General features: G+C 68.1%; 11 protein-coding genes. 9 read left to right on the forward strand and 2 right to left on the reverse strand.

The genetic code is table 11. The annotated features are described in order from the left end of the window. The 3 genes from miaB to dapF form a co-directional block, all read left to right on the forward strand. Positions 1 to 1,368 (forward strand): tRNA (N6-isopentenyl adenosine(37)-C2)-methylthiotransferase MiaB (gene miaB, locus AB4Y86_RS03095; RefSeq protein WP_441399969.1); only part of this gene is annotated, 1,368 nt, incomplete at its 5' end. Positions 1,369 to 1,372: 4 nt separating this feature from the next. Further along, positions 1,373 to 2,299 carry a tRNA (adenosine(37)-N6)-dimethylallyltransferase MiaA gene (miaA, locus tag AB4Y86_RS03100; protein ID WP_441399970.1) on the forward strand — a complete coding sequence of 309 codons (927 nt, stop codon included), beginning with the start codon at positions 1,373 to 1,375 and terminating at the stop codon, positions 2,297 to 2,299. Between the two features lie 28 nt (positions 2,300 to 2,327). Continuing rightward, positions 2,328 to 3,284 carry a diaminopimelate epimerase gene (gene dapF, locus AB4Y86_RS03105; protein WP_441399971.1) on the forward strand — a complete coding sequence of 319 codons (957 nt, stop codon included), beginning with the start codon at positions 2,328 to 2,330 and terminating at the stop codon, positions 3,282 to 3,284. On the opposite strand, the gene AB4Y86_RS03110 is transcribed toward dapF, so the two are convergent. Next, positions 3,265 to 3,879 (reverse strand): class I SAM-dependent methyltransferase, encoded by a 615-nt coding sequence (locus AB4Y86_RS03110; RefSeq protein ID WP_441399972.1) that lies wholly within the window; start codon positions 3,877 to 3,879, stop codon positions 3,265 to 3,267. The two genes, dapF and AB4Y86_RS03110, sit on opposite strands and share 20 nt — an antisense overlap. A gap of 524 nt (positions 3,880 to 4,403) precedes the next feature. Between AB4Y86_RS03110 and hflX the strand changes: the two genes are divergently transcribed. Then, positions 4,404 to 5,984 carry a GTPase HflX gene (gene hflX / locus AB4Y86_RS03115; RefSeq protein ID WP_441399974.1) on the forward strand — a complete coding sequence of 527 codons (1,581 nt, stop codon included), beginning with the start codon at positions 4,404 to 4,406 and terminating at the stop codon, positions 5,982 to 5,984. Then, positions 5,977 to 8,043 carry an ATP-dependent DNA helicase gene (locus AB4Y86_RS03120; RefSeq protein ID WP_441399976.1) on the forward strand — a complete coding sequence of 689 codons (2,067 nt, stop codon included), beginning with the start codon at positions 5,977 to 5,979 and terminating at the stop codon, positions 8,041 to 8,043. Before hflX ends, AB4Y86_RS03120 begins: the two co-directional genes overlap by 8 nt. Before the next feature lie 63 nt (positions 8,044 to 8,106). On the opposite strand, the gene lexA is transcribed toward AB4Y86_RS03120, so the two are convergent. Next, positions 8,107 to 8,856 (reverse strand): transcriptional repressor LexA, encoded by a 750-nt coding sequence (gene lexA / locus AB4Y86_RS03125; protein WP_441399978.1) that lies wholly within the window; start codon positions 8,854 to 8,856, stop codon positions 8,107 to 8,109. A gap of 652 nt (positions 8,857 to 9,508) precedes the next feature. Between lexA and AB4Y86_RS03130 the strand changes: the two genes are divergently transcribed. From AB4Y86_RS03130 to hisH, 4 genes are all read left to right on the forward strand, one after another. Next, a complete protein-coding gene (locus AB4Y86_RS03130; RefSeq protein WP_441399985.1) occupies positions 9,509 to 9,829 on the forward strand; it encodes a LysM peptidoglycan-binding domain-containing protein in 321 nt (106 codons plus the stop codon). A gap of 118 nt (positions 9,830 to 9,947) precedes the next feature. Then, positions 9,948 to 11,066, forward strand: coding sequence for a histidinol-phosphate transaminase (locus AB4Y86_RS03135; RefSeq protein WP_441399979.1), 1,119 nt, complete (start codon positions 9,948 to 9,950; stop codon positions 11,064 to 11,066). Between the two features lie 70 nt (positions 11,067 to 11,136). Next, positions 11,137 to 11,763 carry an imidazoleglycerol-phosphate dehydratase HisB gene (hisB, locus tag AB4Y86_RS03140; protein WP_441399981.1) on the forward strand — a complete coding sequence of 209 codons (627 nt, stop codon included), beginning with the start codon at positions 11,137 to 11,139 and terminating at the stop codon, positions 11,761 to 11,763. Then, positions 11,760 to 12,465: imidazole glycerol phosphate synthase subunit HisH (hisH, locus tag AB4Y86_RS03145; RefSeq protein WP_441399983.1), on the forward strand; the 706-nt coding region annotated here is incomplete at its 3' end. The genes hisB and hisH, both read left to right, overlap by 4 nt.

Here is a 12,465-nt window from a genome sequence, read left to right on the forward strand (position 1 = left end):
GTCTTCAACACCTGCGCCGTGCGGGAAAACGCCGACAACAAGCTCTACGGCAACCTTGGCATGCTCCGTCCGGTCAAGGATGCCAACCCGGGCATGCAGATCGCCGTCGGCGGGTGCCTCGCGCAGAAGGATCGCGAGACCATCCTCAAACGGGCGCCCTGGGTCGACGCGGTCTTCGGAACGCATAACGTCGGGGCCTTGCCCGCGCTGCTGGACCGTGCCCGCCACAACGACGAAGCGCAACTGGAAATCCTCGAATCACTCGACGTGTTCCCCTCCACGCTGCCCACCAAGCGGGACTCCGTCTACGCGGGCTGGGTCTCCATCTCGGTCGGCTGCAACAACACCTGCACGTTCTGCATCGTCCCCGCCTTGCGCGGCAAGGAGAAGGACCGCCGGCCCGGTGACATCCTCGCCGAGATCCAGGCCCTCGTCGACGACGGCGCGATCGAGGTCACGCTGCTGGGCCAGAACGTGAACTCCTACGGCGTCGAGTTCGGCGACCGGCAGGCCTTCTCCAAACTGCTCCGCGCCTGCGGTGAGATCCCCGGCCTGGAACGCGTCCGGTTCACCAGCCCGCACCCGGCCGCCTTTACCGACGACGTCATCGACGCCATGGCCGAGACGCCCAACGTCATGCCGCAACTGCACATGCCGCTGCAATCCGGCTCCGACAAGGTGCTCCGGGAGATGAAGCGGTCCTACCGGTCCGCCAAGTTCCTCGGCATCCTGGACAAGGTCCGGGAGAAGATCCCGCACGCCGCCATCTCGACCGACATCATCGTCGGATTCCCGGGCGAAACGGAGGAGGACTTCCAGGCCACGCTCGACGTCGTGGAAAAGTCCCGCTTTGCCACCGCGTTCACCTTCCAGTACTCCAAACGCCCCGGCACGCCCGCCGCGGAGCTCCCGGACCAGTTGCCGAAGGCCGTGGTGCAGGAACGCTTCGAACGCCTCACCGCCCTGCAGGACCGGATCGCCGCCGAGGAGAACGCCCGGCAGCTTGGTCGCCGGGTCGAGGTCATGGTTACGGCCCAGTCCGGCCGCAAGGCGGAGGAAACCCACCGGCTCTCCGGCCGGGCCCAGGACCAGCGGCTGGTGCACTTCTCCCTCCCCGACGGCGCCGAAACGCCCCGCCCCGGAGACCTCGTCACGGTAACCATCACCGAGGCCGCGGCCTTCCACCTCGTCGCCGACCCGGCGACCCCGGAGGATTACAGCCTGCGCCGCTCCCGCGCCGGCGACGCCTGGGACAGGTCACAGGCTGACTCCTGCGGGGCCCCGGCCGGCGGCAGCTCCGGGGGCACCTCCAGCGGCAGCTCCGGCGTCTCACTGGGCATGCCGAGCCTGCCCGCGCGCACCCGCTAGGGCCGTGCCTGCCCCCGCGCCGGACGGTGCAGCCGGATCCACGCCGCCGGTGATCGCCGTCGTCGGACCCACCGGCTCCGGCAAGTCGGAGCTCGCCGTTTCCTTGGCGCTGGCCCTGGGCGGCGAGGTCGTCAACGCCGACGCCATGCAGTTCTACCGCGGGATGGACATCGGCACGGCCAAGGTCACCGAAGCCGAACGGCGGGGTGTGCCGCACCACCTGCTCGACATCCTCGACGTGACCGAAGAAGCCAGCGTCTCGGACTTCCAGCAACGGGCCCGTGCCGTGATCGCGGACATCCACGCCCGGGGTAAGCGGGCCATCCTCGTCGGCGGGTCGGGCCTCTACGTCCGCGCTGCGCTCGACGTGCTCGAATTCCCCGGCACCGACCCCGCCATCCGGCGCCGGCTCGAGGCGGAGGCCGAAGCCGCCGGCCTCGCACCCCTGCGTTCGCAGCTGGAAAGCGTTGATCCGGTATCCGCCGTGCGGTTGGGCGACGCCCGCCGGGTCATCAGGGCCCTCGAGGTCTTCGAACTCACCGGGCGCCCTTTCAGCTCCTTCATGCCCTCCCGCGAGTACTTCCGGCCGGCTCTGCAGATCGGCCTCGAGGTGGACCGGGAGCAGCTGCGCGAGGGCCTCGCCGCGCGGGTCCACACCATGGTGCGGCGCGGGCTCCTCGCCGAAGTGCAGCGCCTGGACGCCTCAGGCCTGCGCCGGGGCAAGACGGCCTCCCGCGCCTTGGGCTATGCCCAGTTCCTCAAGGTCCTGGACGGCGAGTCAGACCAGGACCAGGCCGCGGAAGCTACAATCGTCGCGACCCGCCAGTTTGCCCGCCGCCAGCTCACCTGGTTCCGCGCCGACCCGCGGATCCGCTGGCTCGACTGGCAGGACCCGGAGCTGGTGGCCACGGCCACGGCGCTGTGCCGGTAAGGGCCGGACGGAACGGTAACCTTGGAACATGGACGAAACCCTTGCCACGGCCGTTGACCACCCCGCTGCCGTAGGCACCACCGGACTCGGCGGACTCAAGTTCTCGAAGGGTCACGGGACCGGGAACGACTTCGTCCTGATTGCGGACCCGAACGGCGCCCTCTCCCTGACGCCGGAACAGGTGGCGGCCCTCTGCGACCGGCACCGCGGCATTGGCGCCGACGGCCTCATCCGCGCCGTGCCCTCGGCGTCGCTGCCCGAGGGCAGGGATCTGCTCGCTACCCACCCCGCCGCCGAGTGGTTCATGGATTACCGCAACGGTGACGGATCGCTGTCGGAAATGTGCGGCAACGGCGTCCGCGTGTTCGTCCACTTCCTGATCGCGGAAGGCCTTGTGGACCTTCCCGCCGGCGAATCGCTGACCATCGGAACCCGCGGCGGCGTGAAAACCATTGTCCGCACCGCGGCAGGATACGCCGTCGACATGGGGCCCTGGGAGTTCATCTTCCCGGGCGAGGCGACCGCGCGCGCCATGGATTCACTGGTCAGCGCCGACGGGCTCGAAGTCGCCAGGCCCGCGCTGTCCGTGAGCATGGGAAACCCGCACACCGTCGTCGCGCTGGCTGAGCTCGCGGAGCTTGAGGCCACCCAGCTGTTCAAGGCGCCCCGGGTGGACCCGGCGCCGCCGCACGGCACCAACGTCGAGTTCGTCGTGCCGTCCGAACCGCTGGTCCACGACGGCGTCGGCACCATCACCATGCGCGTGCACGAAAGGGGCGTGGGGGAGACCCTGTCTTGCGGCACGGGTGCTTGTGCCGCCGCCGTCGCGATCCGGCACTGGGCCGGCCAGGGTGCCCCCGACGCGTGGAACGTCACGGTGCCCGGCGGCGTCGTCGGCGTGAAGTTCTTCGTGGCCGCGGACGGCCACGAGCACGTGGAACTGAGCGGACCCGCCGTGATCGTCGCTAGCGGGACGCTTTCCTGACCCGCAGGATGCGGAAGGACTTGGACGTACTCTCGCGGGTCACGGCGAAGCTGCTGTCCAGCTCCTCCGCGAGCCAGCGCTGAAGTGAATCCGAGCCAAGATTCTTCTGCACCACCAGCCACGCCGAACCTCCGGGCGCCAGCCGGGGCAGCCAGGTGAGCAGCAGCGCATGGAGCTCGTCCTTGCCGATCCGGATCGGCGGGTTGGACCAGATCGTGTCGAAACGCAGCCCCGGGTCGACCTCGCCGGGGGTGCTGGCGGTGACATTGCCGAGCCCCAGCAGGGCCGCGTTCTCATTAGTCAAGGTCACGCAGCGCTCATTTACGTCCACGGCGAAGACCCAGGCGTGCGGCGCCTTCAGCGCCATGGTCAGCGCGATCGGCCCCCAGCCGCAACCGATGTCCAGCAGGTTCCCCTGCGGTGCCGGAGCCGGGACATCAGCGAGCAGGACGGCGGTTCCCTTGTCGAGGGCGTCCGGGCTGAAGATCCCGGAGGACGTCTGCAGGTGCCGCTGTTCGCCGGCAAGGTTCACGGTGAGAGGCTTGCGGGTGAACGGCCCGGCCGGCTGGGCGCTGAAATAGTGTGCAGACTCCATAACTGGCCAGATTAGTTGGCCGTCCGGCGGAATGGGAAACCGGCGCAGCCGGGCCCAAGGCCCGCGCGTGCCGGGGTCGGGGAACGGTCTGCTAACGTTAAATACATGATCTTGATCTTCAAGTAGCCGGCACGGGCCTTCGCTTCTTCCTCGGAGTCCCGCCCCCGCAGCGACGCAGGTAGTTACCTTCCGCTCAGCGCGCCCGCCGGCGATGCCCGGCATCGCCTCGGCGCCCAGCCCGCTTGGAGCAGAGCCGCTTGGAGTCATCGTGAGGACTCACATGCCGCGGCAGCAGCTGTCTTTCGGTCCTGAACGGACGGTTTCCCACTGTCCCACGCCGCGTTTTCGACGCCTTGTCCTTCCACTTTCACCGCTCCGCCACGGAGCCCCGTCCGGTTTGCGGCGTCGCAGCCGCCGGCAACCAGGAGGCATAGATGACCAACAGTCGTCAGCCCAGCGCGAATACCGCGCCACGAAGCACTGAACAGCACTATTCTGAAATTGCAGACCCTTCAAAGGAGACCATGACCAGCCAGCCCAACACCGGACCCGATTCAGCCGACCAGGACATGAGTCCTGCAGAAATCCAGGCTGTCATCGACCGGATCCTGTCCAAAGACGCTCCTGCCCTGAAGGCCGGTCGCGACGACGCGGGGCACCCCGGCGAGTCCAGGGCGGTGTTCGGCAAAGCGCAGGCGATTTCGCGGCTCGATGAGGAACGCAGCAGCTACGACGGCGACCAGCAGGATCTTGAGGAACGCCACGCGCTGCGCCGCACCGCCGGCCTGTCGACGGAACTTGAAGACGTCACCGAAGTCGAGTACCGGCAGCTGCGCCTGGAACGCGTCGTGCTCGCTGGACTCTGGTCCGAGGGAACGCTTGCCGACGCCGAGAATTCCCTGCGCGAGCTGGCAGCACTGGCCGAGACCGCCGGTTCCGAGGTCCTGGACGGGCTCGTCCAGCGCCGCGCGAAGCCGGATCCGGGAACGTTCCTGGGGTCGGGCAAGGCACAGGAACTCAAGGACATCGTGATGTCCACCGGCGCCGACACCGTGGTGGTCGACGCCGAACTGGCCCCCTCCCAGCGGCGCGGACTGGAAGACATCGTCAAGGTCAAGGTCATCGACCGCACGGCACTGATCCTGGACATCTTCGCCCAGCACGCCAAGAGCCGCGAGGGCAAAGCCCAGGTCGAACTGGCCCAGCTCGAATACCTGCTCCCGCGCCTGCGCGGCTGGGGCGAGTCGATGTCCCGCCAGGCCGGTGGCCAGGTGGGCGGGGCCGGAGCGGGCATGGGTTCCCGCGGTCCAGGTGAAACCAAGATCGAACTGGACCGCCGCCGGATCCGCACCCGGATGGCCAAACTGCGGCGCGAAATCGCCGCGATGAAGCCGGCCCGGGAAACCAAGCGGGCCAACCGCCGYCGTAACGCGGTACCGTCGGTGGCGATCGCCGGCTACACCAACGCCGGCAAATCCTCGTTGCTGAACCGGCTCACCGACGCCGGCGTCCTGGTTGAGAACGCGCTGTTCGCCACCCTGGACCCAACAGTCCGCAAGGCCGAAACCTCCGACGGGCTGGGCTACACCCTCGCCGACACCGTGGGATTCGTCCGCTCGCTGCCCACCCAGCTGGTGGAAGCCTTCCGCTCCACCCTGGAAGAAGTCGCCGACTCGGACCTGATCCTGCACGTCGTCGACGTGTCCCACCCCGATCCGGAAGGCCAAATCGCCGCGGTCCGGGAGGTCTTCAGCGAAGTCGACGCCCGCAAGGTGCCCGAAATCATCGTCCTGAACAAGGCCGACGCTGCCGATCCGTTCGTGATCGAACGGCTAAAGCAGCGCGAGCCGCGGCACGTCGTGGTCTCGGCCCGCACCGGCGAAGGCATTCCGGAACTGCTGAAGGCCATCAGCGAGGGCATCCCGCGGCCCAGCGTCAAGCTGGAGCTGTTGATCCCGTACAACCGGGGGGACCTGCTCAGCAAACTGCACGAGACCGACGCCGAGATCATTAGCCTGGACCACGAGGAGACCGGCACCCGTGCCGTGGTGATGGTGCGCGAGGGACTCGCGGCCGAACTGGACTCTTTCGTCAGCAATGACTGAACCGGCGGAAGACAGCCCGTCCGGCGAGCAGTTCGTGGTGGAACTGCTCGACCGGGCGGTCGCGGGCATGGGCGGCCAGAGCCGCGACGGCCAGCACGAGATGGCCCGGCAGGTGGCCCGGGCGATCGAAACCGGCGACCACCTGCTGGTCCAGGCAGGCACCGGCACGGGCAAGTCCCTGGCCTACCTGATTCCGCTGATCGCCCATTCGCTGGTCAGTGACAAACCGACCCTGGTCTCCACCGCCACCCTGGCACTGCAGACCCAGATCGTCGGCCGGGACCTGCCGCGGCTGCTCAAGACCATCACCCCGGCGTTGGACCGGCCCGTGAAGGTCGCGCTCGTCAAGGGCCGCTCCAACTACGTGTGCCGGCACAAACTCGACGGCGGCTTCCCGTCCGAGGAACCGTCCGAGGGCCAGCTGTTCTCCCTCGGCGAGGACACCTCTGTGCCGCACTTCGCCGCCGCCATGGGCGGCCCGTCGTCCCAGCTCGGCAAGGAGGTGGTCCGGCTCCGCGAATGGGCCGAGGACACCGTGACTGGGGACCGCGACGAGCTCATGCCCGGCGTAACCGACCGCGCCTGGCGGCAGGTCTCCGTCACTTCGATGGAATGCCTGGGCGCGCAAAAGTGCCCGTTGGCCGCCGAATGCTTCAGCGAACTGGCCCGGCAAAACGCCGCCGACGCCGACGTCGTCGTCACCAACCACGCCATGCTGGCCGTCAGCGCGTTCGAAGGCCTGGCGGTGCTGCCAGAGTACGACGTCGTCGTGGTGGATGAAGCGCACGAACTGCAGGACCGCGTCACGGGCGCCGTGTCCGGGCAACTGTCCGTGGCCATGGTGCACGCCGCAGCGTCCGGCGCCCGCAAGCACACCGGAATCACCGTGGACGCGCTCAACAACGCCGCGTCCAACCTTGAACTCGCCATTGAGGGCGTGCCCAGCGGACTGATGCCGAACGGCCTGAACAGCGAGCAGCTCGACTGCGTGGACCAGTTGCGCGACGCCTGCCGCGCCGCGCTCTCCGACTCCAAGGGGGACAGCGCCAGCACGGCCGACGGCGGGCGCCAGCTCGCTCGGTCCCGCCTGATGGTGATCCTGGAACTGTGCGAACGGCTGCTCGCAGCCAAGGAGAACCGCGAAGTGGTCTGGTTCTCCCGCAACAGCAGCTTCGACCCGCAACAGGGCTACTCGCAGCCGGACGACTCGGCGCCAGCGCTGATCAACGTGGCCCCGCTCAGCGTCGCCGGGCGGCTGCGGGAGGGATTGTTCGCCGACCATACCGTCGTCCTGACCTCGGCAACGCTGGCGATCGGTGCGGCCTTCGAACCGGCCGCCGGAGGCCTCGGCCTGGTGGGGCCGGGGGCTCCCAGCTGGACCGGCGTCGACGTCGGGTCCCCGTTCGAATACCCGAAGCAGGGGATTCTCTACGTCGCCAAACACCTGCCCAAGCCCGGCCGCGGAACATCCCCGGAGGCCCTCGACGAGCTGGAGAAACTGATCCGCGCCTCCGGCGGTGGGGCCTTGTGCCTGTTCTCTTCCCGGCGCGCCGCCGAAGAGGCTGCCGATGCGATGCGGCCCCGGCTGGGCCTGCGCATTCTCTGCCAAGGCGAGTCGACCATGACCGGGCTCGTGAAGCAGTTCGCCGACGAACCGGATACCTGCCTCTTCGGCACCATGTCGCTCTGGCAGGGCGTGGACGTCCCCGGAAACTCGTGCCGCCTGGTGGTGATCGACAGGATCCCGTTCCCGCGCCCCGACGACCCGCTGATGACTGCCCGGTCCCGCGCCGTGGCCCAGTCCGGCGGAAACGGCTTCATGAGTGTTTCGGCCACCCACGCTGCGATCCGGCTCGCCCAGGGCGCCGGGCGGTTGATCCGCTCGACGTCGGACCGGGGCGTCGTCGCGGTCCTGGACTCGCGGCTGTCCACCGAGCGCTACGGCGGGTTCCTCCGGGCCGCGCTGCCGCCGTTCTGGCCCACCACCGACCAAGCAGTAGCCCTCGCCGCCCTCGAACGTCTCGGCACCGAGGCCCCCGCCCCGCAGCCCGCCACGTAGGGTACGCCAAAGGCCCCGCCCGGTTTCCGGAGGGGGCCTTTGTGGCGGTGCGGCGGGGGAGTGCTACAGGGAGCGCAAGACCGAGACGACCTTGCCCATGATGACGGCATGGTCGCCTAAGATCGGTTCATACTGGGTGTTCTGCGGAAGCAGCCAGGTGTGGCCGTCGCGCTGCCGGAACGTCTTGACTGTGGCTTCGTCATCGAGCAGCGCGGCAACGATGTCGCCATTGATGGCGTCGTTCTGGCGCCGGACCACCACCCAGTCACCGTCGCAAATGGCGGCGTCGATCATCGAATCGCCGGCCACCCGAAGCATGAACAATTCGCCGTGGCCCACCAGCTGGCGCGGCAGGGGCATCACGTCCTCCACCACCTGGTCGGCAAGGATCGGACCGCCGGCGGCGATCCGGCCCACGAACGGCACCATTGCGGTGTCCGTGGCGCTGGCAAGCTCCGAGACGGCGAGGCCACCCACAGCCCGCAGGCCGCCGGGCTTCCCCACTCCGGAAATCTTCGTGCTGCCCTCATCGAGCGTCAGCGGCATCAGCACTTCCATGGCACGGGGCCGCTTAGGGTCACGCCGCAGGTAACCGAGCTTCTCCAGCTGGGAAAGCTGGTGGGTGACGCTGGAGAGGCTGGCCAGCCCCACCGTGTCGCCGATCTCCCGCATCGAGGGCGGGTACCCGTTGTCCGTGACGGAACGCTGGATGGTCTCCAGGATCTTCTTYTGMCGGACGGTAAGGCTCTTGGGCGCCCGGGCGGTCTGGGGGCTGCGCTGGGCGGCCCTCCCGCGGGCGGCTTGTGCTGCCATCTTGGCCACGCCTTTCCATTTCCGCCCGGCCGATGTGGTGGCCGGAATCAGTGGGTCTGCAAAAAGTCAGACCCCGCTGGTCAACTGCTGTTGATCAACTCGAGTGGTTGTCCTGTGCTTCAAAAATAGGCCAGCCGCCAAGGTTTTTCAAACATTTGTTCTAGTGAGTCTCGACAATGTTCGTTCATAAGTGCTAAAACAGAACCAGCAGAGTTCGAAGATATGTTCGAATCCGAGTGCGGGGAGTGAACCGCGAGGTTCGGCCCTATGTTCGAAGTTTGCGATGAATGAATATGTTTCGAAGGTTTGCGTTCGATGGTTCGGTCGGTTGGCGGCAGGTAAGTGGAGTACGCCGGGCGGCACAGATAAGTCCAGGAGGGCTCAGTTCATGTCAGCAGTAAGCGCAATTCCCGGTTCGCTGGTATCCGCTCCCGTCCGTGCCGCCCATCCCAAGGCGGTCAGGGTCCAGGCGGCCCCATCCGATCAAGCCCCATCCGACCAAGGCCCATTCGATCAGGCCCGGTCCACGAGGGCGCAGTTCGAGTCGTTCGGCCCGCATAACATTTTCGACCGCGATGCCGACCGCCAGCGTGCCGTCCGCCACGACGCAGGCAGCCTGGCCCTCGTCGGCCGGAAGCCTGCGCCCACTGCCATGGCACAGGCTCCGCTGCGGCTCACCCGCCGGGGCCGGTTCGTCTTCTTCGGATTGCCGCTGATGCTGCTGGCGGTCCTCCTGCTTTCACTCGCCGGCTTCCTGAATGCTCCGGCCAAGGCCGCCGACTCATCCGCAGGGCTCTCGCTCACGCCGACGGTCACAGTCACCGTCCAGCCGGGGGAGTCACTGTGGGCGATTGCAGGCGCCGTGGCCCCGGAGCGTGATCCCCGCGACGTCGTGGCGGACATCGTGCAGCTGAACAACCTCGGTGATCCCCGCGTCATCTCCGGACAGCAGCTCTTTGTGCCCACCAAGTAGGCGGCGCCCGGACCGGGATTCCGGGCGAGCCGCCCCGGCCGGCGTGAGTCGGCCACGCACGTCGGGCGCTGCCGGTCACAGTTTCGGGTCCGGCGCCGTACACGCTTAAACTGGGACGGTGACTGACCAGCTAGAGCGACTCAACCGACTGCCCCTCCGGACGAATCTGCGCGGGTTGCGCCCTTATGGCGCACCCCAGCTGGATGTCCCTATCCTGCTGAACGTCAACGAGAACACCCATGGCGTTCCGGCGGACGTCCGCGCCGCCATCGTCGCGGCCGTCACCGAAGCCGCAACCGGGCTGAACCGGTACCCCGACCGCGAGTTCACCGAACTGCGCGAAGGCCTCGCCGAATATCTCGGCCACGGACTGGACGCCACCAACATCTGGGCAGCGAACGGCTCCAATGAAGTCCTCCAGCAAATCCTCCAGGCCTTCGGCGGCCCGGGCCGCACCGCTCTCGGATTCCCTCCCACGTACTCCATGTACCCACTGCTGGCTGCCGGCACGGACACCGAATACATCGTCGGCGTCCGGGCCGAGGACTACGGTCTGAGCGCCGAATCGGCGGCACGCCAGGTCCGTGAACTGAAGCCCAACGTCGTATTCCTCTGTTCCCCGAACAATCCCACCGGCACCGGCCTGGGGATTGACGTCGTGGAGGCCGTCTATGAGGCCGGAGAAGCCAGCCAGAGCATCGTGATCGTCGACGAGGCCTACCACGAATTCGCCCACGATGGGACCCCCAGCGCCCTCACGCTGCTGCCCGGCCGCGAGCGGCTGATCATCTCGCGCACCATGAGCAAGGCCTTCGCCCTGGCCGGCGCGCGGCTGGGCTACATGGCGGCAGCACCGGAGGTCACGGATGCCCTCCGGCTGGTCCGGCTCCCGTACCACCTGTCCGCCATCACCCAGGCCACGGCACTGGCCGCCCTGCGACACCGCGTTGCGCTGATGGCCGACGTCGAGGACATCAAGCGGCAGCGGGACCGGATTGTCGCGGAGCTGATCCGGCTGGGGCTCAAGCCGGCCGCCTCCGATTCCAACTACGTGTTCTTCGGCGGCCTCGAGAACCCGCATGAGGTCTGGCAGGCACTCCTGGACGCCGGCGTGCTCATCCGCGACGTCGGTATCCCCGGCCACCTGCGGGTCACGGCCGGGACTGAGACGGAAACCACAGCCTTTCTGCAGGCGCTCGAACGGATCCTGACCAGCCGGGATGTACAGTCCGCCTAGACTTAACGCAGGACCCACGCACTGCGCCCTGTTCGCCGGGCGCCAGCCTTCATCCAAAGGACACCCCCACATGAGCAACACCGGATCAGCCGCTGCCGAGGCCCGTACAGCCCGCCTGGAACGGACCACCAGCGAGTCCTCCGTGCTGGTCGAAATCAACCTGGACGGGACCGGCGTCTCGGACATCAGCACCTCCGTGCCGTTCTACGACCACATGCTGACGGCCCTGAGCAAGCACTCCTTGATCGACCTCACGGTCAAGGCCACCGGCGATACCCACATCGACGTCCACCACACCGTCGAAGACGTTGCCATCACCTTTGGCGAGGTCCTGCGCACGGCGCTGGGAAACAAGGCGGGCATCCGCCGCTTCGGCCAGGCCTCGATCCCGCTCGACGAGGCGCTGGCGCACGCCGTCGTCGACGTGTCCGGCCGCCCCTACCTGGTCCACGCCGGCGAGCCGGCGGGTCAGGAGTACCACCTCATCGGCGGCCACTTCACCGGGTCGCTGACCCGCCACGTCTTCGAGGCCATCACGCTGCACGCCGGCATCTGCCTGCACATGAACGTCACCGCCGGCCGCGACCCGCACCACATTGTCGAGGCCCAGTTCAAGGCCTTCGCCCGGGCGCTCCGGGCCGCCGTGGAGCCGGACCCCCGGGTCGAGGGCATTCCCTCCACCAAGGGTGCCCTGTGACCGGCAAGGTGCTCCAGGACGGCGCCGTCATCAACCCGCATGCCACCCGGAAGCCGGCATCGCCGGATGGCAAGCCCACCGTGACCGTGCTCGACTACGGTTCCGGTAACGTCCGCTCGGCCGTCCGCGCGCTCGAACGCGCCGGGGCCGAGGTCATCCTCAGCGCCAAGCCCGCGGACGTGCTCAATGCCGACGGGCTCGTCGTGCCCGGCGTCGGGGCCTTCGAAACCGTCATGAAGGAACTCAAGGCCGTCGACGCCTTGCGGATGATCGGCCGCCGCGTTGCCGGCCACCGGCCCGTGCTCGCGATCTGCGTCGGGCTGCAGGTCCTCTTCGAAACCGGAGTGGAACACGGCACCGTCGCCGAGGGCATGGGGGAGTGGCCCGGCACCGTCGAGCTCCTGCCGGCCGAGGTCGTGCCGCACATGGGCTGGAATACTGTCACTGTGCCCGAGGGGTCCCGGCTGTTCGCCGGCGTTGAAAACGAACGCTTCTACTTCGTCCACTCCTACGGCGTCCAGCACTGGGACTTCGACGTGGTCCAGCCGCGCATGGCTGCCCCGCTCGTCACCTGGTCCGAGCACGGCGCGCCGTTCATCGCCGCGGTGGAAAACGGTCCGCTGTGCGCCACGCAGTTCCACCCGGAGAAATCCGGCGACGCCGGCGCGCGCTTGCTCCGCAACTGGGTGGACAGCCTGCGGG

The sequence above is a fragment of the Arthrobacter sp. 2YAF22_2 genome (genome assembly GCF_052114645.1).
Classification (GTDB): Bacteria; Actinomycetota; Actinomycetes; order Actinomycetales; family Micrococcaceae; genus Arthrobacter.